At 42.5% G+C, this 18,828-nt stretch carries 34 protein-coding genes, 1 tRNA gene and 2 pseudogenes; 5 read left to right on the top strand and 32 right to left on the bottom strand.

Annotated features, from left to right (window positions below; translation table 11 throughout):
- Positions 1-142: 142 nt before the first annotated feature.
- The 30 genes and pseudogenes from NYE43_RS16105 to NYE43_RS16260 form a co-directional block, all read right to left on the bottom strand.
- Complete coding sequence (locus NYE43_RS16105) at positions 143-481, bottom strand: hypothetical protein (protein ID WP_341062226.1); 339 nt, start codon at positions 479-481, stop codon at positions 143-145.
- A 264-nt stretch (positions 482-745) separates the two neighbouring features.
- On the bottom strand, positions 746-1,207 hold the full coding sequence (locus tag NYE43_RS16110; RefSeq protein WP_038428466.1) for a sigma-70 family RNA polymerase sigma factor: 462 nt from the start codon (positions 1,205-1,207) through the stop codon (positions 746-748).
- A gap of 36 nt (positions 1,208-1,243) precedes the next feature.
- A pseudogene (locus NYE43_RS16115) lies at positions 1,244-1,413 on the bottom strand (hypothetical protein).
- Between the two features lie 15 nt (positions 1,414-1,428).
- Entirely contained in the window at positions 1,429-1,560 is a 132-nt protein-coding gene (locus NYE43_RS16120) for a hypothetical protein (RefSeq protein WP_033884289.1), read from the bottom strand.
- Positions 1,561-1,847: 287 nt separating this feature from the next.
- Positions 1,848-2,024 carry a hypothetical protein gene (locus NYE43_RS16125; RefSeq protein WP_163226413.1) on the bottom strand — a complete coding sequence of 59 codons (177 nt, stop codon included), beginning with the start codon at positions 2,022-2,024 and terminating at the stop codon, positions 1,848-1,850.
- 10 nt (positions 2,025-2,034) lie between these two features.
- Positions 2,035-2,253 carry a hypothetical protein gene (locus NYE43_RS16130; RefSeq protein WP_341062227.1) on the bottom strand — a complete coding sequence of 73 codons (219 nt, stop codon included), beginning with the start codon at positions 2,251-2,253 and terminating at the stop codon, positions 2,035-2,037.
- Positions 2,253-2,438: a hypothetical protein gene (locus NYE43_RS16135; protein ID WP_341062228.1), complete on the bottom strand. Its 186-nt coding sequence runs from the start codon at positions 2,436-2,438 to the stop codon at positions 2,253-2,255. The genes NYE43_RS16130 and NYE43_RS16135 overlap by 1 nt, the downstream gene beginning before the upstream one ends.
- Before the next feature lie 153 nt (positions 2,439-2,591).
- A complete protein-coding gene (locus tag NYE43_RS16140) occupies positions 2,592-2,999 on the bottom strand; it encodes a YopX family protein (RefSeq protein ID WP_341062229.1) in 408 nt (135 codons plus the stop codon).
- Entirely contained in the window at positions 2,996-3,331 is a 336-nt protein-coding gene (locus NYE43_RS16145; RefSeq protein ID WP_101864184.1) for a hypothetical protein, read from the bottom strand. The genes NYE43_RS16140 and NYE43_RS16145 overlap by 4 nt, the downstream gene beginning before the upstream one ends.
- Positions 3,331-3,903, bottom strand: a complete 573-nt coding sequence (locus NYE43_RS16150) for a dUTP diphosphatase (protein WP_341062230.1) — start codon at positions 3,901-3,903, stop codon at positions 3,331-3,333. Before NYE43_RS16150 ends, NYE43_RS16145 begins: the two co-directional genes overlap by 1 nt.
- Before the next feature lie 109 nt (positions 3,904-4,012).
- A pseudogene (locus NYE43_RS21755) lies at positions 4,013-4,832 on the bottom strand (DNA cytosine methyltransferase).
- 12 nt (positions 4,833-4,844) lie between these two features.
- Entirely contained in the window at positions 4,845-5,654 is an 810-nt protein-coding gene (locus NYE43_RS16170) for a DNA adenine methylase (protein WP_326230614.1), read from the bottom strand.
- Between the two features lie 11 nt (positions 5,655-5,665).
- On the bottom strand, positions 5,666-5,914 hold the full coding sequence (locus NYE43_RS16175; protein ID WP_010330964.1) for a hypothetical protein: 249 nt from the start codon (positions 5,912-5,914) through the stop codon (positions 5,666-5,668).
- Positions 5,911-6,195: a hypothetical protein gene (locus NYE43_RS16180; protein ID WP_341062231.1), complete on the bottom strand. Its 285-nt coding sequence runs from the start codon at positions 6,193-6,195 to the stop codon at positions 5,911-5,913. Before NYE43_RS16180 ends, NYE43_RS16175 begins: the two co-directional genes overlap by 4 nt.
- Positions 6,196-6,227: 32 nt before the next feature.
- Entirely contained in the window at positions 6,228-6,431 is a 204-nt protein-coding gene (locus NYE43_RS16185) for an XtrA/YqaO family protein (protein ID WP_089030022.1), read from the bottom strand.
- Positions 6,432-6,522: 91 nt separating this feature from the next.
- Entirely contained in the window at positions 6,523-6,690 is a 168-nt protein-coding gene (locus NYE43_RS16190) for a hypothetical protein (RefSeq protein ID WP_164906843.1), read from the bottom strand.
- A 119-nt stretch (positions 6,691-6,809) separates the two neighbouring features.
- The gene (locus tag NYE43_RS16195; RefSeq protein WP_341062232.1) at positions 6,810-7,277 is read right to left on the bottom strand and encodes a DUF1064 domain-containing protein; all 468 of its coding nucleotides are present in this window, start codon (positions 7,275-7,277) and stop codon (positions 6,810-6,812) included.
- Entirely contained in the window at positions 7,264-7,674 is a 411-nt protein-coding gene (locus NYE43_RS16200; RefSeq protein ID WP_341062233.1) for a YopX family protein, read from the bottom strand. The genes NYE43_RS16195 and NYE43_RS16200 overlap by 14 nt, the downstream gene beginning before the upstream one ends.
- A gap of 93 nt (positions 7,675-7,767) precedes the next feature.
- Positions 7,768-7,911, bottom strand: coding sequence for a hypothetical protein (locus NYE43_RS16205; RefSeq protein ID WP_017697390.1), 144 nt, complete (start codon positions 7,909-7,911; stop codon positions 7,768-7,770).
- Positions 7,904-8,731: an ATP-binding protein gene (locus NYE43_RS16210; protein ID WP_257962802.1), complete on the bottom strand. Its 828-nt coding sequence runs from the start codon at positions 8,729-8,731 to the stop codon at positions 7,904-7,906. Before NYE43_RS16210 ends, NYE43_RS16205 begins: the two co-directional genes overlap by 8 nt.
- Positions 8,616-9,305, bottom strand: a complete 690-nt coding sequence (locus NYE43_RS16215; RefSeq protein ID WP_101864173.1) for a DnaD domain-containing protein — start codon at positions 9,303-9,305, stop codon at positions 8,616-8,618. The genes NYE43_RS16210 and NYE43_RS16215 overlap by 116 nt, the downstream gene beginning before the upstream one ends.
- 195 nt (positions 9,306-9,500) lie before the next feature.
- Positions 9,501-10,298 (bottom strand): PD-(D/E)XK nuclease-like domain-containing protein, encoded by a 798-nt coding sequence (locus tag NYE43_RS16220; protein WP_289507956.1) that lies wholly within the window; start codon positions 10,296-10,298, stop codon positions 9,501-9,503.
- Positions 10,258-11,175, bottom strand: a complete 918-nt coding sequence (locus NYE43_RS16225; RefSeq protein ID WP_268420601.1) for a hypothetical protein — start codon at positions 11,173-11,175, stop codon at positions 10,258-10,260. The genes NYE43_RS16220 and NYE43_RS16225 overlap by 41 nt, the downstream gene beginning before the upstream one ends.
- Entirely contained in the window at positions 11,172-11,360 is a 189-nt protein-coding gene (locus tag NYE43_RS16230) for a hypothetical protein (protein ID WP_101864169.1), read from the bottom strand. Before NYE43_RS16230 ends, NYE43_RS16225 begins: the two co-directional genes overlap by 4 nt.
- A gap of 100 nt (positions 11,361-11,460) precedes the next feature.
- Entirely contained in the window at positions 11,461-11,655 is a 195-nt protein-coding gene (locus NYE43_RS16235; RefSeq protein WP_015715353.1) for a YqaI family protein, read from the bottom strand.
- A gap of 129 nt (positions 11,656-11,784) precedes the next feature.
- A complete protein-coding gene (locus NYE43_RS16240; RefSeq protein WP_015715352.1) occupies positions 11,785-12,042 on the bottom strand; it encodes a YqaH family protein in 258 nt (85 codons plus the stop codon).
- Positions 12,039-12,608 carry a helix-turn-helix domain-containing protein gene (locus NYE43_RS16245; protein WP_101864168.1) on the bottom strand — a complete coding sequence of 190 codons (570 nt, stop codon included), beginning with the start codon at positions 12,606-12,608 and terminating at the stop codon, positions 12,039-12,041. Before NYE43_RS16245 ends, NYE43_RS16240 begins: the two co-directional genes overlap by 4 nt.
- 142 nt (positions 12,609-12,750) lie before the next feature.
- Positions 12,751-13,524 (bottom strand): phage antirepressor, encoded by a 774-nt coding sequence (locus tag NYE43_RS16250; protein WP_101864167.1) that lies wholly within the window; start codon positions 13,522-13,524, stop codon positions 12,751-12,753.
- A gap of 63 nt (positions 13,525-13,587) precedes the next feature.
- The gene (locus NYE43_RS16255) at positions 13,588-13,779 is read right to left on the bottom strand and encodes a helix-turn-helix domain-containing protein (protein ID WP_101864166.1); all 192 of its coding nucleotides are present in this window, start codon (positions 13,777-13,779) and stop codon (positions 13,588-13,590) included.
- Between the two features lie 68 nt (positions 13,780-13,847).
- Positions 13,848-14,072 (bottom strand): helix-turn-helix domain-containing protein, encoded by a 225-nt coding sequence (locus NYE43_RS16260; RefSeq protein ID WP_101864165.1) that lies wholly within the window; start codon positions 14,070-14,072, stop codon positions 13,848-13,850.
- Positions 14,073-14,245: 173 nt separating this feature from the next.
- On the opposite strand from NYE43_RS16260, the gene NYE43_RS16265 reads away from it, so the two are divergent.
- The 5 genes from NYE43_RS16265 to NYE43_RS16285 all read left to right on the top strand — a co-directional run bounded on the left by NYE43_RS16265 (position 14,246) and on the right by NYE43_RS16285 (position 17,667).
- On the top strand, positions 14,246-14,635 hold the full coding sequence (locus NYE43_RS16265) for a helix-turn-helix domain-containing protein (RefSeq protein ID WP_033884319.1): 390 nt from the start codon (positions 14,246-14,248) through the stop codon (positions 14,633-14,635).
- 329 nt (positions 14,636-14,964) lie between these two features.
- On the top strand, positions 14,965-15,486 hold the full coding sequence (locus NYE43_RS16270) for a hypothetical protein (protein WP_341062234.1): 522 nt from the start codon (positions 14,965-14,967) through the stop codon (positions 15,484-15,486).
- Positions 15,487-15,497: 11 nt separating this feature from the next.
- A complete protein-coding gene (locus NYE43_RS16275; protein WP_033884323.1) occupies positions 15,498-15,845 on the top strand; it encodes a DUF4064 domain-containing protein in 348 nt (115 codons plus the stop codon).
- Positions 15,846-15,916: 71 nt separating this feature from the next.
- The gene (locus NYE43_RS16280) at positions 15,917-16,420 is read left to right on the top strand and encodes an ImmA/IrrE family metallo-endopeptidase (RefSeq protein ID WP_326230602.1); all 504 of its coding nucleotides are present in this window, start codon (positions 15,917-15,919) and stop codon (positions 16,418-16,420) included.
- A gap of 20 nt (positions 16,421-16,440) precedes the next feature.
- Positions 16,441-17,667, top strand: coding sequence for a tyrosine-type recombinase/integrase (locus NYE43_RS16285; RefSeq protein ID WP_341062235.1), 1,227 nt, complete (start codon positions 16,441-16,443; stop codon positions 17,665-17,667).
- A gap of 112 nt (positions 17,668-17,779) precedes the next feature.
- Here NYE43_RS16285 and NYE43_RS16290 read toward each other — a convergent pair.
- Positions 17,780-17,852: transfer RNA gene (locus NYE43_RS16290), tRNA-Ala, on the bottom strand.
- Between the two features lie 107 nt (positions 17,853-17,959).
- Positions 17,960-18,790 (bottom strand): undecaprenyl-diphosphate phosphatase, encoded by an 831-nt coding sequence (locus tag NYE43_RS16295; protein ID WP_010331630.1) that lies wholly within the window; start codon positions 18,788-18,790, stop codon positions 17,960-17,962.
- Between the last annotated feature and the right edge of the window lie 38 nt (positions 18,791-18,828).

The following is an 18,828-nucleotide window of genomic DNA, read 5'->3' on the forward strand; positions in this document are numbered from 1 at the left end:
TGTTTTGGAAAAGATATTCCCTCTAAACCACCACCGTGCTCAAGCCGTTAACCGCCAATTGTCTATCCTGAGACTTACCGGAAGCAGTTTACAGAGAATATAAAAAGCACCCCGAAGGATGCTTTTGGATGCCTAGAGAATATTAAAAATCTAATTTCCCTGGCGCTTTGTACTTGTTTAGGATTTTTTCGATGGTATCAGTAGCAACTTGTATAGCTGCATCTTTGTCATTGTAAAAAGTCAATTCAACCCCAAAAGGTTTTAATTCTTCACAACCTGAGTGCAGCTTTCCTAGCAAGGCAGATGGCACATCGCCCCAATACGTTTTGTTTTCTTCGATTTGGAATGTAAATGCTGCATTTTCTCCTGGTACATCTGCTATTTCAATTTCAGCAGCATGTATTCCTCGAAAACGGAATTTATAATTCTCCACTTTATAAACAAGGCTACCTTTATCATGTTTGTATGGATAATTACTCACTTTATCACCTCCCACTTATTACATCGGTGGAAGATATTTCTTTTTTACTAATTGCAAAATTTGTCGAACGAAACTGTTGAATAAAACCATAATTTGTCGGGGATATTAATTTCTACGCAATACTGCTGCTGTTTTATCACCCGAATTCACTGTGTAAAGCCTCCCAGTTGAGTTGATCCTCACTTACTGCTGGGAGGCTTTACTCATTGTATGAAATTGGTGGTGACGCAGGAATAATCCGCCGCGCCGATCCTGCCTCCCATTTTACACCGCCGATTTAAACGAGTTCAAATATTGCAGAAAGTTGGCTTCTTTGACTTTATTGACGATGTTGCCGATTATGGCTGTTTTGATCTTTCTGATGGTATCCCGGGAGCAATCAAGGTGATTTGCAATAGCAGTGTAGCTCATGCCTTCCATCATGCAATCATAGACGATGCGGTGCTTTTCTTCTTCAATGTGTTCCATTGCGTTGTCCAGGTAATGCACAATAGATTCATATTTGTGGAGCCGTCTCTCTCTTCGGTCCATCTGCCGTAGTTCTGCCTGACTGACGCCTGCTGATCCCCTTGGCATGCCCGCTTCATCCCCGTATGTTGCAGTGAGCTTTCCGCCAATAAAATCCACTTTGTTTAATACACGATTGAGCCTTTTAATCTCCCGCAGCATGAATTTATAATCACGAATCCATTCCTCAATCTCCCATGCAATCATTTGATCTGTCATAGTGCTTTCCCTCCTGATAGTTAAATAGAGTAAGTGTCATTCCAGTTGTTTGCTTTTTGCTCTGCGATATATCGAGGCCGTGATACCTCTTTCACGCTGATACTGAAGGTTTTGACCAAGAAGGCTTTCAACTCGTTATAGAGCTCTTCTTTGCCGCAAAAGATATTTACAAGCTTTCCGTTTTTATAAACGAATCCGTATTTCATCCTGAAACTCCCCTTTTACTTTCTGCGTTTATAAGCGCCGCCTTTGCCGCGTCTGAGTGTTTGCATGTTTGTGTTCATCATTGATTGCCAGAAACGATCTGAGCGCTCCTGTTGCTTCTGTGATGGTTTCTTTTTGGACTGTTTCATGTCTCATCACTCCTTTCACCGTTAGTAATCGCGATAGACATCCAGATAGTTGCGAAATAAAAAACGGACACCAAACAAACAGCGCTAATGCTGTAAGTTCAGTGTCCGCAGGCTTTCCGTCTTGGACTTATTTAGTTAAAGCAGCACGTATGTAGCAATAGTGCCGATAATTGATGTGATACATATTGCTGTTAAGTGATTCCGCAGCTGTGAATCCTTATCCTCTCCTATAACTCCCATAAGAGAGATAACCAGAACCAACAGGAGAACTATTTTCAAGGCTATTATCACTTGTCTTCCCTCTTCTCTATATACTTATCAATATCTTTAAAGTAAGCCGCAGCCGTGAATGAAATGATTGCCCCTATCAAAGCAAGGTTCGCTTTCATGTCCGGCCTGTAATCGTGTTGGAAATATATCCAGAATCCGCATCCCATCAGCAGAAACAGTATCCTGAGAATCATAGGTTATGCCTCATAATTCTGCTTCACTCTCGTCGATAACTGTCCAAACTTTAGGTGATTCTATAACCTCGCCGCCAATTGCTTCAGCCAGTCCTTCAGGAGATATAAAATCAATAGTGAAGGATTTTCCGAATACATGAGCTTTTTTTATTTCATTCGTTAATACCACTTTTTGATTAGTCACAGAATAGCTTTTCACGTACCTATCTTTTACTTTCACAATTTTCATCACTCCGCGCCCTCCTTCACAGGCATAAACAGATCAACCATAAACAAGTTAGGGTTATAGGCTCCGCCTGATGCCGAAAATTGATAAACCTCTATCATAAATCCCAGATTATACGCCTCTTGTATCCTTTCACACACTTCTTTTACACTTGCGGCTCTGACTGATTTCACAGGTTTTTTATTCATTTTCCGCTCTCCCCTTAAAAAATGTCTTTTCGCATTCTTCGCATAAAGGCGGGTGAATGGGAAGCCCCATACATCCGCACTCCCGACCATCGCAACACATAGTCATATCTGCACCTGTCATCTTCCCGCATTTGATACAAGGGATTTCATCCATCACTCCGCGTCCTCCAATAACTCAGGATTTTGGTAAACGTCGCCGATTATTTCAAAATTCGGCTCGATTCTATATAAAGGGCCTGCTCCCATTCCCTCTATGTAAAATCCGTGAGTGTCTTTTGAAAATTCGACCTTCCCCAATACTTTGTCATAACCCGGATGCCAAGTTGATTCCCGTTTGCCCTTTATGATGTCTGCTTGATAAATTACACCGTATTCGAAAAACCCTGTGCCCCACATGAGAGCCGCATTTTTTTGTGTGCTAGACGCAATACGGATGGGATAAAGAGCTCCTACGATATTGCGATACAGTCCCCATTCTCCACCTGAGATAATAAGACTCAGCTCACCATCATCCCAATAATGCATCTGCTCGCCGTCCCAAACTCTGTATGCTGTGTTCATAGTAGGGAACCGTCCATAATAAGGGTCTCGCTTTCCGGTTTGTTGAACGTTTCCATGATAAATTTTGTGGATTCAAGATTTCCCTCTCCGTCCCCCGCTTTCGTAAATTCGATAAGAGCATAATCACGGCTTACCACGTTGATTTCCTCTTCTTGAAAATTTTCGTATTCGTCTGTGTCAGCGACGGTTTCATTGAAGATTTTCTCGGCTTCCGCCTTGTCTTCCGCTTTGATCAGTGCGTAATATGGTTCAGTGATTTCATAGAAATTCATTGTTCTTCCTCCTTCAATTGTTTGTAAGGCTGAAATGATCGGGTTGTCAGTGTGGTTCATCAATACCCCTCCTGTTGACGCTGATGGTTGACGGCGTTTTTGTCCATGTATGCGGATTCGATCTGTTCAGGCGTGAACCCAAGCATTTTACCTAAATTGTTAAAACGTCGAAATAATAGCGCATAACTAGCTTTTGGTCCTAATCTACTGAGGGAAATATCTTCTCTTACCATCACAATTGCTTCAAACACGTCGCTAAAAACTCCGACTTGATCAGCGACATCTAAATTTGATCTTAAAGTTCCTCCCTCCAATTTTTTTGTGTTTTTATTGCTGTATCCAATCCGGTTCCCAATACTCAAGATAAAATGCAGGCAGTCCACGTATTCCTCAAGGAGTGGGTTTTTATAATATTCTTTTGCAGTCTGTCCCTTTTTATCTATTACACAAATTCTAGGTTCCCGGTCATTGCTCCAATGCTTAAAGCCGCGCCATTCATTCGCACACTCGGCAAGCTCGACCTGTAGAGCAAGGATGAGGTTCGGCAGCAAGTCCTGCCCCTCAAGCCCCTTTTCTTTGATGATCCGATCATCAAGCACCTTTTGCATTTCAAACATTTTTTGTAGATTCATGCTATTTCCTCCTCAACGCCCATGCTGCAGCCGCATTTCGGGCAGCAGGCTTCTGGGCGGATTTTTATATCTAATTTGCTGTAATCACATTCAGGGCATCTGTATTCGATCATGATGCCGCCTCCTGATCCATAATCGCTTTGAATATCGGGTAAATCTGCTGAGGCACAACCGCGTTGCCTAATCCTTTAATTCTGTCCACCCGGTTGGGAACCCCATGAGCCACTCGACCCACGTCGGGTTCAGCTGGCCAGCGTTGCCTGCTGTCATCTGTTTCCGTTCCTGTTCTGTAATAACTCCCTTTTCCTGTAGATCCATCATTGTCTGAAATGATCCGGTGCCGCCGCACATCCCTTTTGTTCTCGGAGTCGGCCAGAGAACTGCATCGGGTAACGTCTGATGATTCCAGTTCGGGCCGGTTCGCCCTTTCCAATCCCTTGCTGTCGGTGTGGGAAATAGCTTCACTTTTTCCGGCAGACCCTGCTGTTTGCTGTTTGGTCCCCGTCCTTTGTAATCGCTCGCTGTCGGTGTCGGCCATAACACCGAATCGACTAATGAACGCCCCCCCTGACGATTTTTCGCATCCCCCGGTCTGTGGGTCTAAGTTCTTTGATGATCCTAAACATTTCCGGCCAGAGGTCGCGGTCATCTTCCGTGCCTCTTCGCTTCCCGGCAATACTGTAAGGCTGGCAAGGGAATCCTCCTGAAATAATGTCAATTGTTCCACCTGGCTCAATCACTCCTTTTTCCTCTAAAAGCTGTCTATTCAAGGTGCGTACATCATCGAAGATGGGAACGCCCGGGAAGTTCTTATTCAATACTTTTTGGCAAAAGGGTTCACGCTCACAGAATGCGACTGTTTCAATCCCAGCCCATTCAGCAGCAAGCGCAATCCCGCCTATTCCTGCGAATAACTCGATGCTTTTCATGGTCGTGTTCTCCTAATCAAATAAACTAAGCTGAGTGATTTTGTAATTGAAGAGCAACATTTCTTCGGCCCCTCGGTCTTTTCCGGATCCGCCAACTACCTGCTTGTACGCTGAAAAGGTTTCTGTCGCCCAATTTGGGTAGATCTCGAGTATTAAAGGATCATCGTAGTAAGAGAGGATCACTTTACCTTTGACCTGATTTAACAGCCGGGCCAGTTCCCGGTGATCATCTTCCGTGAAGCCGCCAGCGTAAAACTTCTCACGACCAACATATGGAGGATCAACATAAAACAAAGTATCGGGGCTATCGTATTTCTCAATGATGTTGCGAAAATCCTTACATTCGATCATGACGCCCTTCATGCGGTTAGCAAAGGACTGGAAGGCAGTACAGGCGCTTATGTATCCGCCCGCTGGGTTCTGGCCGCTTTGCGTGCTGTGCCTCCATCCAGTCTGTGGTACATTCTCTGCGTTCCCCTTACTAATGCCGGAACGATTCATGTAAAACCATCGGACGGCCCGTTCAAAATCATCTGACGGGTATTCCTCGGCTTTCCATTTCTCATAGAGCGCTCTGCTGTATGGAATGGATTCACAAGCTTTCTGCATTGCCTTGGGATCCTTCCTAACTTGCATCAAGAAATTCACTACATGGCCGTCGATATCGTTATATACCTCATGTCCCATTTTCGGCTTATTAGCAATTACATGGGCTGCCCCACCGAAAGGCTCAACGTACACCTTATGGGCAGGCATTTTATTTATAATGTGTTCGGCGTATTTTGCTTTTCCGCCGAACCAGATCAAAGGTGATCTCGCCATACCTTAACCCCCTATTCCCAGCCGACTGCAATCGCAAAGAATAAAACCAAAACCATCGCCCCAATGAGCCAGCCGTTTGTCTTATCACGCTTTGCAATGATAGTTTCATCACCGATCATTTTCAGATCGTCTGACTTTGCCACGAGCACCGGTATGTAATCTGGATGCACTTTCAAATATTCCGCCGCCTGCTCAACTGTCATCGCTTCGTCTTTCGTGGCTTTGACTGCCCGCTGCAGCTCAACTTGTAAAGGGATCATTTCAAATCACCCTCCAATTCGTTTTGGGCAACTGTTATCGCAAAATTGAGATTGGTAATGATCTTCTCTAACGCCTGTTTGTATCGTTTCCTATCCCCGCTTAGATGCTGAATGTCCTTTTGAGCCTGCCGGAACTGATGAACCGTTACTTTCTGCTGGCGTTTGTTTTCCTCGATGATTTCCCGTTGCTTAACAGCCAGTTCAGCTTGCTCAATAAGCCAAGCAATTTCCTTCTGAGGAATGTATGTCAGTTTTTTTAGACGTTCAATTCTTTCTTTCATGTCCGTTCCTCCCCCGCAGGGGAAAGCCCCTGCTATTTGAATTTGTGGCCGATCTTATAATCTAAACGAGCCAGACCGCCCTTAATTGTTTGAATGATTGTGTCACCGTGTTCCGGGGTATCCAGGACATGTGCAGTGCCCTCATTTCCGTCTAAAATAATGATGCGGATTTTCCCCGGCTCGATACTTTCTCCAATGCTCAAATCTCTATTTTTAATTTCCTGTGGTTTGTTCACCTAGCGCGCCCCCTGTGCATGTGCTATGATAGAAGTACCAGTTCATATCAGAGCATCGGGGCTAACGCTTCGGTGCTTTCTTTTTTTGTGTTTAATAGTGATCCGGTTTCCATCCGGCCATAGTGAATGTTGGCGATGGTTTCAGTTCCTCCCGGTAAACGATTGGATGCTTTTTCACGTATTCGGCCAACTGTTCCGGCGTCATCTTCCATTCCTCAACCGGTCCTGGCTTGTAAGGATTGATGCTTTGCTGTTCCATGGTATCTACCTCCTGAATTGATTTTGGGAATTTCCGTACCGCCGAGCTTCTTGCAATCAGAACCCATTCGGCTGGCGCATGCCTTAAACTGAGAGCAACGTGTCATACAGGCCATGAGCTTATCTTCTTCCTGCACCCACAACGGCCGATCGTCTGCGATTACCACGTTTAACAGTGGATTTTCCCGCCTTTCTTTTGAGTTTTTTCAGCTTTTTCAGCTCGTCCAGCTCGATGAAGCCGAGTGACTGATCAAGAGCCAGCACCTTGAGTGGCGTATCATAAAGCCGCTCATACAGCTTGCGTTTGATCGCAAATTCCTTTGTTTCTACGCCCTTGATGTCAATGATCTCGATGCTGCCGTCCAAGTTATGAACCTCAAAGTCTGCAATATATTCAATCTTCCGAAAAGTTTTGCCGTTCTTTTTGAATGCCTCTTGCAGTAGGAAGCGTGGCTGTAGCTTAAAATCTTTGATCTGCTTGCTCACCTTGAGCCATTTCAGCTGCTCATAGTATTTGGCTTCGGCCCGGCTGTCGAACGTTATGCCGTCCACCTGTGTTTTTCTTGCTCCGTACTTATTTGCTGGCATGTGATGCCTCCAAAAGCTCTGGATTTTCGTAGATGTTTCCTATGACTTCAAATCTTTCACCACAAAATAGGGAATCACGAATTGGATGGGTCCGTAAATCTCCCAAATATCCAATTACACAGAAACAGCCATCATCAAAAACTACTTCTGCAGAGTTCTTGCGCTTATCAATTACAATATCCCCTTCATAAATCTCCCGACCGTTTTTGTCCTTCAACCCGGTGTATTGTCTTAACCAAACATCACCATACCCGCTTGGTTCTAAAGAGAAATGACACCAGTCGCCTATTTCCCCATCAAAATCTCCCACGACTGTTTTGCTATTAAAATTGATATTGTGCGGAATAAACTTTTCTTTTGTTGGCTTATAGATACCTTGAAACTTAATTTCCCTCATTTCCCTTACCTCCCGTCATTCTCTTCCCATTGCTGAATCTGCTTTTCTTTTGCTGGCGCCGTGAGTATGATGGCCGGCAGCAGGATCACCGCTTTAAGCACTGCGCATCAGCTCCATTTGTCTGATCTTTTCCTCAAGCACCCGGATAGCCGGTGTGAGGTCCTTGCCGCCCTTTTGTTCAGCAGGCCCGAACAAATACATTCCCATGGATCCATTAACGTTCGTTTTCTCAACCATTCCGCAACCCTGCCAATCTATGATTTAATAGCATTCTGTCACCCTTGATGATCACGCAATAGTCCGCACACATTTCATAAATCCGGGTGCCAAGCGCCTCGTCAATCTCCACAAGTTTCTCGATGTCCAATTCACTCGAGATTAAGACCGGCTTATGATTCAGATACCGATAATTGATGACGGAGTATGTCTGCTCCACCTGCCAATCGGTTGCCCGGGGCTTTCCATTCATAGGCTTGAATAAGTCATCTATGAACAGCACTTCAATCTCTTTCATGCGATTGAGTTTTTCTTCCAGCTTGTCAAAGTCATCTTTCAGATCGTTGAAGCCTTCGACGTAAGGGAAATATTGAACCGCAATATTCTTCGATTTGATCAGCTTGTTTGAAATAGCTGTCAGTAAATGCGTTTTCCCTGAACCCGGCTGCCCCAGCAAGGCAATGCTGTTGCTTCGGGTGCCCTGGATGCTGTCAAAATCCTTGTAGTATTCCACCGCAGTATCGTAAGCATCTTTCACAACAGCCGGCTTTCCTTCGGTTGTGAAATTCTTGAATTTCAACTTCTCAAATTCAGCAGTTATGTCACTAGAATTCATCAGTTTTCGGATGCGCCTACGTTCTATGCATTTGCACCGGACCCAGACTTCATAGCCGTCTCTGTTCTCGATATATCCGAGCTGATCCTTACATTTAGGGCATTCATAATCAGCCTTTTCTTCTGAGCCGTCCGACCCCGCCAAAAATTGGGCTGACTTTGCCTGAAGCTTCTTCAGTATTGCTGCCATTGCCGCGTCTGTACTGTGCGTTTTGTGTTTTTCCATGTTGCCACTCCTTACTTTTGTTCTTGTTTGACTGGAGAATGCGCTGAACGTAGGCCAAATTGCGAGCGTTCCGCGTTACTGCCTCTTTCATTGCCTCCAGCACCTTATCTTCACCATAATCATCTATCAAGCTATTAAGCTTCTCAGCCATAAACGATGATAGTAGGCCGAATCCCTCATCTTCGAAAAATGCAAATACGTTACCTTTCACTTTCTTCTCAACCTCCTGCTGCTCTTCTTTTGCTGGTGCAGGTTCCGGAACAGGATTTTCAGATGGTTCCTGTTTGATTACAGGCGTTTCAAAAGATATCAGCCTGTATTGCCCTGCCTTCCTCCCCTGCGGCTTATATTCAATTCTTTTAAGATCAATCAGCATCTTTCGGTGTTTGATCAACGTATTTTCGGAAATCTCGATCTTTGCTTGTAAAGTGGTATTTGAAGTGGTGAACCACTCTCGCCACCCTGCCTTATTGTTGATGTGCAAAAGATGAAACCATAATGCTTGAGTTGTAGCAGACAACGGATTCGTTTCCAGCCAATTCATGAAGCCGTTCATTTCTTTCAGGTAGTTCATGGCTCACCTACTTCCTTTCGCACAGTGCTGTCAAAGCTTTGAAGTCTATTTCAACTAATCTCAAAGTAGGTTCATTTCTCTTGAGATAGTCAGTAACATATCGGGTGTACAAGTCTTTTCGCATATCTCGTCGGACCGTCTTCACAAGCCAGACATAACAATGAGGGATAGGAACCTTGATCACTTCCCTTTCCATCAGCTAACCAACTCCGAAAAATGTATGATGCTGTTCAGTTGATTAGTGGCACGGCAATACTTGCATTTTTCGCACCGTAAGGGCTTCTCTCCGCCGTATTTAACCTGAATAATGCGCTCCATTCTCTTTTCAATTTCTTCGAGCTCTACTTCCATTCGGCCCTCGTCTATATTGATAACCGCTTTGTCCGGTGGGTCTTCTTTAGACACTCCAACGATCAGGGGTTCAAGCCATTCGTTACGCCCTGTCATCCGTTTTTCAATTTCTGCGTAAAGCGCCATCTGAGCGATGTATCCGTATGCCTCAACAAATGAGCAATATCCTATTTCCGGGTCCCAGACTTTCTCCCGCAATGACCTTGCTGTTTTTAGATCGGAGAAACGGCCGCCAGCTGGGTTGTATACGTCCAGCTTTCCTTTCCACGGAACACCGAACAATTCAGCAGTTACGATGACTTCCTTTTCTCCTTGAAGAACAAACATACAGAGATCATCATGTTGAATTGCCTCAATCATCAAATCAGCTAACTGATACTGCTTGTACAGTTGGCCTTTCTGAGTAAATAGTGAAGGTGTGTTCTTCTTAAATTCATCAAAAGCCTGTTCACCTTCAAGCCAGGCATGAACGTATTGACCGAAGAGAAGGGCCTCCGATGTTGGGGGCGTCCATTCTCCGTTAATCTTTGCCATCGTTGCTGCCTCACATTGAAGAAAGCTTTTATATTGAGAGTTCGACATGTAGTATCTATCAATCTCGTTAGAATAATAGTTCTCCTTGTTTAGCGCCGGTATCCGCATTAGCAGGATCACCCGCCTTTTCTTTGCTATCAGTAGGCTTGTCGGCTTGCTCTTTTTGCTTTTTGAACTCTTCCTCAGCCTTTGATTTTGTTGCACCTGTAGCCTTGGTATTGAAGTAATCTTCCTTCTTTGCCATACCGTCACGAAGCGCTGTATAAATGCGGCCTATTTTGAGAAAGTCTTGCTCTGTGAATGCATCTAAATTGCTACCGATGTACTCCTGAATCATTTCCTTAGTAACACCAAACTCTTTTTTAAAGAGAGACAGCGCGCTTCTGAGACGATCTTCCAGAGGCTCCTTATAGCCGCTGATTAAAGTTTTTTGACACATATCAACCGCAGCATCGACAATGTCACCAGGTATGACACCGAGAATACAAGCACGGACACGTCGAGCTCCTTGGTTGGCAACCATTTCGTAAATATCGCGTGGATCATCTAGTTTTGTGATCTTTCCCTTTGCCTTTCTTTCGTGTTTCACAGTGAAAATTTTGGTTTGTCGTGTGTTGGTTTCAAGGTCCCATGCGTAGGCCATGACAGAGGATTCCCCGGCTTTCTGCTCAAGCTCCATGATTCCGTAATCAATGTTGCCCCAATTCTGCGCCAGTGCTTCGGCCAACCTAATTGATGGTCCTGACACTTTACTTCCGCCGCGTGGATATTCATAGACAGCATTTTCAGCTAACAATCGTCTTTCACAAGCTTTTCTAATTCGTTCAAACGCCGCATAAACGTCCCGAGGGAATTTCTTTGCAATAACCATAGCCGCCTGTACTTCCTGCGCCTGCCGACTTACCATTGCCTCTGTAGTCACGCTGGCTGCTTGCTGAGAGGCCGGCATGTAATCTGAGTAATCTACCTGTGATAATCCATTCATTGTGCTTCAGCCACCTTTCTTTTGTAAGCTTCTGTTCCAAGCCGCTGCCATTCCCGGTAATGGTCCATTGAAGGGAATTGGAATTGTGGTTTGCCCTTACTGAACACAATCGAACCACCGACCTGTCTTAAACGTTGCTGATCCTCTGCACGCTCGCTGAATGCCACTTTAACTGCTTTAGCCATGTATAAAACCTCCATTGATTTTTATAAGGCGTTTTGGTATAATTAAGTAAATATTTGAGTCAAAACGCCTTACCAAGTCCACATTGCCGTGTGGGCTTTTTTATTGCTCATTTTTAAATTTGAAACCAAGCTGTTCCCTCAGATAACGATCAAGGTTCTCTCTCAAGATCACTGCGCCGCAATCGATTACATAATCATCGACTGGCGTAACTTCATCCCCGAAAAAATCCTTTTGTGTTTCCGGCTCAGTCAGCTTGTCGTGCCAGTTGTTTAGAATCATTGGATTTTCGATCATTCATATTCTCCTTTCTGTAATTTGCTGTGCGTTCATCCCAAATCAAGTGCAGTGCGCTATGATTTCGGATTCTTTCACACCATGCTCTGACCTCCAACGCTGTTGCTGGTTTGTGGACAAAGTGAACCATCAGCCTAAGCTCCTGCGTACCAATGACAAATCAATGCCTCGCTTTTGCATTTTTAATGCCGTATCATATAACAACCCTTTATTCGAAATGCGTTTCAAATCTTCAATATTTGCTTTAATACTGCCAAGAATATCTAAAGCTTCTTCATAATCACCATCTTTTAAAGAGGCCAGTAATAGATCAGCCATACTTTCAACTGAATCTGATTTTCGCTTTGCGACTTCTACATCGGATTTCAAGAATTGATTGAGTTTCATACGAGCATAGCCTGCCTTTCCTCTTGTTTTGACATTGCAACTTGATCCATTAACGCTTTTCGTGTCCACTTTTCTGCAAGCTCCTGCATCTTTAGACCATGACTTCTAGATAAGGCATAGAAGAGAGTATCAATAGCCGGGCCGAGATCAAGAATCTCTTTAAGATCACCCATGGGGAGAGCCTCGACACGGCCGGGCCGTTCGTTTGCCAACCAGAGTGCAATGTTTTCTGCAGCATCAAGTGATTCTTTTGTCTGTTTCATGAAATTGATTAAAGCCTTGCTGGGGCTTACATTCAAAGCCGGATCGACTGGCGCTGTCGCCCTTGGATGGAGACGGAACAAGTAATGCACAAGATCAATGTGTTCATATGCTCCACATACCTCAAACCACTTGATACAGAGTTCAGGCGTTAGTGTGCTCAGGCCCTTTTCGACATTTGAAACATACTGCTGATCTTTGCCGCCGAGTAGTTGCCCAAGCTGATATTGCGTAAATCCTATTGCCTTTCTAACTTCACGCATAATATTTGGTAAATTATCGAGTTTATACGGGTTGTTCGACATATGTTCTCCTCCTGTTTCACGGGGAATTATTTGGTAAAATTTAATTAATAAAGTGTTGTCCCTTTGCCATAACGGCTATTTCAATCTCCCCAAAATTGTGGAGATTAGTAACTCACTCCTCAAAGTTGTGGAGTGAAGGCGATTAAGCCGATTGAGATGAAATGAATTTATTTACAAAATAAATCTGACCTTTACCGGTTACCTTTGGTGTGCGTGTAGTCCTAATAGAACCGTCAAGATTGCTTACAGTTCTTTTCTTGATTTCAAACAGGCCCATATCCATACTGCGTTGAGTTGGAAGATTAAATGACTCACCTTTTTTGCGAATCAGATACCCATTGTCACGCAACCATTGAAATAATTTGTTCGGCCCGATATCTACACCGTTTTGCTGGATGATTTTCGCTAATTCACCAACAAGCACAGAGGACTCGGACGATTCAACCGCCTCAGCGAAAATCACTTTCGGTTTCATGGTTTCAATTTGTTTGCTTTGCTCTTTCATAGTGTGAAGAGTTGTTTTGAAAAGCAGCTTTGTGTTTTCATCAGCTTGCGGCAAGTATGTTTGGATGAATAACTCGTCATTTGCAACGTAGCCGCCCGTTTGTCTGATTGTCGGGATGACTTCATGAGTGATCCACCTTTTGAATTGTTTAGCCTCTGGTTTGTTACTAGTTAAAATAAGTGAATACAAACCAGCTTCATTGATAACGGTTGTTTTTTGATTACGTCCTAATGAATCGGTGAGGTAAACTTTACTTACCTCGTCTTCGTCGAGCCGGGACACCGCTACTTTGTGATTTGAATGACTTAGTACATTGCAGACATCTTTTGCGACAAACCAAGGTTGTCCATCCTTTACAACTGTCCGAACCTGCTGATCTTGATAATTGAATACTTGTTGCAATTGATTCATTCATGAACCTCCTTAATAGAGTTGTCATTCACAAACGGAAATTTTCGTTCAGTAGGTCCTTTGCTATTGCGCTTGTTTCATATTTTCTTGTTCCTGCGCTTCGATCCACGCATCTATGTTGTGCTTAGTGAAGAAAATGCGTGTGCGTACTCGGAAGTGAGGAATTTCTTTTTCACGAACCATTGTGTAAATCGTGTCATGGTGAACACCGAGGTATTCAGCAGCTTCTTGAACAGTCATTGTGTTGCGAGCCATTTCGTAACCTCCTATGAAAGTTTAGTTGAACTATCTTTGTCAAAGATTTTTGTTCGATAATCTCATACTTATATAATCATAGTATGAGATTCTTGTCCTTTTTGATTTAAAAAAAGGTCTTTAATATCACAACCCAATATCTCAGCCACCCTAAATGCATCTTCCATTTTTGGTGTAGAGTAACCGTTCTCCCAGTTTGAAATAGTGGATTTTTTATACTTTAGTTGATTTGCTAATTTTTCTTGTGTCAACCCTTTCGCTTTTCGGGCTTTAACAAGGTTGTGATTTTTCATTTGCTCACCCCCTGTATAAGTTTCTTGTACTTCTCGTCTTTATTTTAAGTATAAGAATCTTGTATGTCAACAAAAAGTATGAATTTCTTATACAAAATTTTAATCTGTAACATATTGTTGTACAATTATCTTGTACTTAAATAAGATCAGCGGTCTAAGTGGAGGAAATCAGTATGTTGTCTAAAAGATTAAAGCTTATCCGGAAGAGAAGAGGTTTAACACAAACAGGATTAGCTAGTAAAGTTAAAACAACAAAAGGTACAATTAGCAACTATGAGAACGGACATAGTACACCTTCAAACGAAATGCTTCGTGATCTTGCAGATGCTCTTGATACGACTACTGACTATCTCTTAGGCAGAACTGACATTGACACAAATGTTAGTAGGACTGTTTCTTACTCTGAAAGTGATATTGAAACTGATCCAGACTTGCAAATAGCATTTCGAGAAGCTTCAGATTTTTCCGAAGAAAACCGAAAACAAGCTATTGACTTTATCAATTATCTGAAAGAGAAAGAAAAGGCAAAAGGTCGTAAAATTCCAAATTCATCTGATGAGTAAACAGAAGCAAAAAATAATTACATAACAAACACATTATTCTTTATTTATTATTATTGTTTTGTTTAGTTTAATTAATGCTGAACACTTCGCCTCAAAATTTGAGGTAAACTATTCAGTTGAAAAGATTTCAACCTCAAAAATTGAGGTGATCTTTGAGGTTATATATTCTTTCAACCGCAAATTTTGAGGTGATCCGTAAAGCGAAATCGCCATCTTATCCCCGTTAATTTTATGAATCTATTAACATTTTTGGCAAAATCCTCTTGAAATTTTGCTGAATTTGGTCGATTATTAATAGGTATTCTAATTTATGAACTGGGGGAATTAGGTTGAAAAAATGGTTCGTATTATTCATGTCTTTGGGACTAGCACTTGCATTAGCAGCATGTAGCTCGACGGACGATGTCTCTACAGAGAGTAGTGATTCAAAAGACAAAAAAACTGAAGAGACTAAAGATGACGGCTCTAAAAAAGTCGACGCAAGCAAACAATCTGCTGAAGCTCTGGGAATGAAAGTTAACCTGGGCGATGTAAAGATCATGAAAGACAAGATAAACGTTGGTATAAACATTGAAAACACTACTGACAAGGTCCTAACTTTCTATCCAGACCAAGGAAATGCAGTAATTGGCAGCATGCAGTTGTCAGCAAACATGTTCTTGACTGATGGAGAAGTTGGCGGCGAAGTTCAAGGCGGCGTTAAACAAGAAGGAGTTCTTGAGTTTACAGCCCCTGATGGAAAAGAAATTGATGTAGATAGCGTTAAAGAAATCAAATTGAATTTCGGTGACGTTACGACTGACGACTTCATGAATACTAAAGCAGTAACAATCAAAGTACCAGTTAAGTAAGGAGAATTGAAATGAAAAGAACAACTGAATTTGTTTTAGGTCTGATTGGTGGAATTTTTGGATTTATTGGAGCCTTTTTGGCGTTAATCGTTGGTGGTCTTGATGCCTCTTTTAACTCATCTGGCACAAGCGATATTATCGGTTTAGGTTGGGGCGCTATCTTCCTCTCTATCCTTGGTATTGTTGCTTCTGTAATTGTTAGAAAGAAAGGAAAACTAGGTGGAATTTTACTCATCATTTCCGGTGTCGGTGGCATAATTTGTATTTCTTTATTCTACTTACTGCCTGCTGTACTTCTTATTATTCCTGGTATCATGGGACTCGTTAGAAAAGACAAATCTCAGACAACAGCAGCGTAACGAAGAGCCCTTCAAAGGGCTTTTCTTTCACACCAAAAACAGAACATATATTCCCATCAGGTGGTGCTATTATGACAATTCAGTTATCTCATCTAGAAGAAGAAGTAAAGAAAATTTATACAAAATTGAATATGCTTACTCCTGAAGAGATTGACATGGAACGGATTGCAGCTGCTTTTCAGATTTGGATACACTACGAAAAAAAAGGCAGCAGCATGTTTTGTATAAATGGTCTTTATAGCATGGTTTTGGATTCAAGGACTTCTCATCAACAACAATGGGAGGACTTTGTCCATGAGCTCGGGCATGTGATTAAACACTGCGGGAACCAATTCAATATGAATCGTATGTTCCGCCAGTTGCAAGAGTACCAGGCTAATAGGTTCATGTATCACTTTTGTGTACCGACATTCATGCTCGAAAAGATTTCGTTGCCGCGCATGCAATCGGAGGCTATAAAGTTAATTGGAGATACCTTTAACGTCACATACCCTTTCGCAGCTAAACGGCTGGAAATGTACAAAAGAAAACAGTTTTCTATTCTCTGGCATCAAAAGCTCTATCAAATGAATTAATAGAACAAGGAGGTTGCCACATGGCTAGTATTGAACGACGTGGTGAAAAGTCTTTTAGATTAATAGTCGAAAATGGTTATGATGCAAACGGTAAAAGAGATAGAAAAAAGAAATCGATTCGTATCGAAGATCCAAAAATATTAAAGTCGAAACGGAAATTACAGGAGTATCTCGAAGACCAGTTGCACCGTTTCAGAATTGAAGTAGAGGCCGGCGAGTATATTGCTCCTGAAAAAGCTACTTTTGAATCATTTGCGGAGAAATGGGTTGAAAAGAAACTCTTTAATAAAAATGGTAAACCTTACTCCTATAAAGCATCCGAGAAACACTCAGGTCACTTACACAACCACATCCTCCCTGCATTTGGGCATAAACAAATAGACAAAATAAAAACACTTCACGTGGTTGATTTTATAGATGATTTATCTAAAGATGGAGCTCGAAAAGATGGAAAGCCTGGTGGGCTTGGTGATAGAACAATTCTTGATGTATTTCAAACGTTACAGGCAATGTTCAAGACAGCTACAGAAGAATGGAAACTCATTAAAGACAACCCTATGGAGGGGTTAAGTCAGCCACATGTGGAACCAAAAGAAATGCAGTATTTTCAGACTGATGAAGCTGAAGAATGTATCCGGGTTTTATATGAGATTGATATTAAATGGCGTTTGTACTTTTTGGGTGCAATGATTGGCGGTTTACGGCGTGGAGAAGGACTTGCCTTTCAATGGCACTTAGATGTTGATTGGGAAAGAGGCGGCTTCTATGTAAATCGCTCAATTTCTAAAACAATCAACGGGCAGCCGCTTGTAAAGGCTCCTAAATCGCGCAGTTCAAAACGATTTGTTAAAATGCCAGATTTCTATATGGAGGATTTAGCAACGTATTATCGCATGTGGAAGAAAGAAAAACTTATGCTCGGTGATGCCTGGGAAGGTGAGGACAATCAATACATCTTTCACAGTGGAACAGGAAAACCATATTACTACACTACCCCTACTGCAAAGTGGGCTAAAATCAAAAAGAAGTATGGGCTTAAGAATATTAGGCTCCATGATCTGCGGCATACAATGGTGGCTCTCCTTATAGAAGCCGGTGAAAATATGAGTGCAATTCAAAAACGTGCCGGTCACGCAAGCAGACGAATAACGTCTGATATTTACGGTCACGTTACCGAAAAACTTGAAAATGAGACAGCTCAATATTTTGATCAATTCAACCCTAATTTGAAGGCGAAAAGCAACTAAATGACCCCAAAATAAAATTTTCGTCCCCAAATTGTCCCCAATTGCTTTTTCGGGTTATTGGCTCTGTTCCTGACAAATAAAAAAACCCTTATAGAATAAGGGTTTACAGGTATGGAGCCAAGGGGGCTCGAACCCCTGACCTCTACGCTGCCAGCGTAGCGCTCTCCCAGCTGAGCTATGGCCCCGTATGTAACGTCATGTTTATTATAGATGATTTTTTTTTGAAAAACAAGCTGTTCCTTTCTAATTGACAGAAAAAATAAGGCCCTTTCCGGAGCCTTATTTTTTCCATTTACATCATAAACAAAAGTAAAATCACGCCGAGAATGATTCGGTAGATTGCAAACGGAACAAGTTTGATTTTGTTAATCAGTCTTAGGAAGAAACGGACCACAAACAGCGCAACAACAAAGGCACAAATAAAGCCGACGATAAAAAACGGCATTAAATCGGAGCTTAAGCTGTCCCAGTGTTTCACTAGGCTTAAGGTGCTGGCTCCCATCATAATCGGCATTGCCATTATGAATGTGAAATCGGCTGCCGCACGGTGATTCAACCCGAGAATAACGCCGCCGGAAATCGTTGAGCCGGAGCGTGAAAAACCCGGCCAAAGGGCAAGACATTGGAATAAACCGACGCCGATTGCCTGCTTATATGAAATACGGTCTAGGGTGTCTGTCGTTTCTTTCCGTTTATTAATCCAATCGGCTGCAAGCATTAAAACTGCCCCGGCAATTAAGCCAATGGCCACGGTGCGGACTGAAAATAAATATTCATCAATATAATCCTCAAACAAAAAGCCGAGAACCGCGGCGGGCACAAGCCCTACTGCGATTTGGGCAATGCTTAATTTGTGACCATGCTCTTGGTCACTCGTGATATTTTTTTTCAAGCCAAGCAAATTCAAAATCCTGTCTTTAAACACAATCGCAACCGCTAAAATAGAGCCAAGCTGAATGACAACTTTAAATGAGTTGGCTGCTTCTTCAGACATGAGACTGCCTGATTTAAGCCAGATATCGTCTACTATAATCATATGTCCTGTCGAAGAAACCGGTGCGTACTCTGTTAACCCTTCTACGATTCCTAAAATAGCAGCTACAAACAATTCCCATAGAGTCATGATTTTAATTCTCCCCATTAGACATTTATTTTTCACAT

The organism is Bacillus sp. FSL R5-0434 (assembly GCF_038004745.1).
In the GTDB taxonomy this organism is placed as follows: domain Bacteria; phylum Bacillota; class Bacilli; order Bacillales; family Bacillaceae; genus Bacillus; species Bacillus halotolerans.

Coding starts and splice junctions, on each gene's coding strand:
- NYE43_RS16170 (WP_326230614.1), bottom strand. CDS start 5,654: ATGGCGAGATCACCTTTGATCTGGTTCGGCGGAAAAGCAAAATACGCC.
- NYE43_RS16205 (WP_017697390.1), bottom strand. CDS start 7,911: ATGGTTGAGAAAACGAACGTTAATGGATCCATGGGAATGTATTTGTTC.
- NYE43_RS16135 (WP_341062228.1), bottom strand. CDS start 2,438: ATGAATAAAAAACCTGTGAAATCAGTCAGAGCCGCAAGTGTAAAAGAA.
- NYE43_RS16295 (WP_010331630.1), bottom strand. CDS start 18,790: ATGACTCTATGGGAATTGTTTGTAGCTGCTATTTTAGGAATCGTAGAA.
- NYE43_RS16200 (WP_341062233.1), bottom strand. CDS start 7,674: ATGAGGGAAATTAAGTTTCAAGGTATCTATAAGCCAACAAAAGAAAAG.
- NYE43_RS16210 (WP_257962802.1), bottom strand. CDS start 8,731: ATGGAAAAACACAAAACGCACAGTACAGACGCGGCAATGGCAGCAATA.
- NYE43_RS16250 (WP_101864167.1), bottom strand. CDS start 13,524: ATGAATCAATTGCAACAAGTATTCAATTATCAAGATCAGCAGGTTCGG.
- NYE43_RS16265 (WP_033884319.1), top strand. CDS start 14,246: ATGTTGTCTAAAAGATTAAAGCTTATCCGGAAGAGAAGAGGTTTAACA.
- NYE43_RS16285 (WP_341062235.1), top strand. CDS start 16,441: ATGGCTAGTATTGAACGACGTGGTGAAAAGTCTTTTAGATTAATAGTC.
- NYE43_RS16150 (WP_341062230.1), bottom strand. CDS start 3,903: ATGAATCTACAAAAAATGTTTGAAATGCAAAAGGTGCTTGATGATCGG.
- NYE43_RS16280 (WP_326230602.1), top strand. CDS start 15,917: ATGACAATTCAGTTATCTCATCTAGAAGAAGAAGTAAAGAAAATTTAT.
- NYE43_RS16215 (WP_101864173.1), bottom strand. CDS start 9,305: ATGAACTACCTGAAAGAAATGAACGGCTTCATGAATTGGCTGGAAACG.
- NYE43_RS16140 (WP_341062229.1), bottom strand. CDS start 2,999: ATGAACACAGCATACAGAGTTTGGGACGGCGAGCAGATGCATTATTGG.
- NYE43_RS16180 (WP_341062231.1), bottom strand. CDS start 6,195: ATGAAAGAAAGAATTGAACGTCTAAAAAAACTGACATACATTCCTCAG.
- NYE43_RS16190 (WP_164906843.1), bottom strand. CDS start 6,690: ATGGAACAGCAAAGCATCAATCCTTACAAGCCAGGACCGGTTGAGGAA.
- NYE43_RS16125 (WP_163226413.1), bottom strand. CDS start 2,024: ATGATTCTCAGGATACTGTTTCTGCTGATGGGATGCGGATTCTGGATA.
- NYE43_RS16225 (WP_268420601.1), bottom strand. CDS start 11,175: ATGAATGGATTATCACAGGTAGATTACTCAGATTACATGCCGGCCTCT.
- NYE43_RS16175 (WP_010330964.1), bottom strand. CDS start 5,914: ATGATCCCTTTACAAGTTGAGCTGCAGCGGGCAGTCAAAGCCACGAAA.
- NYE43_RS16275 (WP_033884323.1), top strand. CDS start 15,498: ATGAAAAGAACAACTGAATTTGTTTTAGGTCTGATTGGTGGAATTTTT.
- NYE43_RS16120 (WP_033884289.1), bottom strand. CDS start 1,560: ATGAAACAGTCCAAAAAGAAACCATCACAGAAGCAACAGGAGCGCTCA.
- NYE43_RS16235 (WP_015715353.1), bottom strand. CDS start 11,655: ATGATCGAAAATCCAATGATTCTAAACAACTGGCACGACAAGCTGACT.
- NYE43_RS16240 (WP_015715352.1), bottom strand. CDS start 12,042: ATGAAACTCAATCAATTCTTGAAATCCGATGTAGAAGTCGCAAAGCGA.
- NYE43_RS16110 (WP_038428466.1), bottom strand. CDS start 1,207: ATGACAGATCAAATGATTGCATGGGAGATTGAGGAATGGATTCGTGAT.
- NYE43_RS16260 (WP_101864165.1), bottom strand. CDS start 14,072: ATGAAAAATCACAACCTTGTTAAAGCCCGAAAAGCGAAAGGGTTGACA.
- NYE43_RS16195 (WP_341062232.1), bottom strand. CDS start 7,277: ATGCCAGCAAATAAGTACGGAGCAAGAAAAACACAGGTGGACGGCATA.
- NYE43_RS16255 (WP_101864166.1), bottom strand. CDS start 13,779: ATGGCTCGCAACACAATGACTGTTCAAGAAGCTGCTGAATACCTCGGT.
- NYE43_RS16130 (WP_341062227.1), bottom strand. CDS start 2,253: ATGAAAATTGTGAAAGTAAAAGATAGGTACGTGAAAAGCTATTCTGTG.
- NYE43_RS16220 (WP_289507956.1), bottom strand. CDS start 10,298: ATGCGGATACCGGCGCTAAACAAGGAGAACTATTATTCTAACGAGATT.
- NYE43_RS16145 (WP_101864184.1), bottom strand. CDS start 3,331: ATGAACCACACTGACAACCCGATCATTTCAGCCTTACAAACAATTGAA.
- NYE43_RS16245 (WP_101864168.1), bottom strand. CDS start 12,608: ATGTCGAACAACCCGTATAAACTCGATAATTTACCAAATATTATGCGT.
- NYE43_RS16230 (WP_101864169.1), bottom strand. CDS start 11,360: ATGGCTAAAGCAGTTAAAGTGGCATTCAGCGAGCGTGCAGAGGATCAG.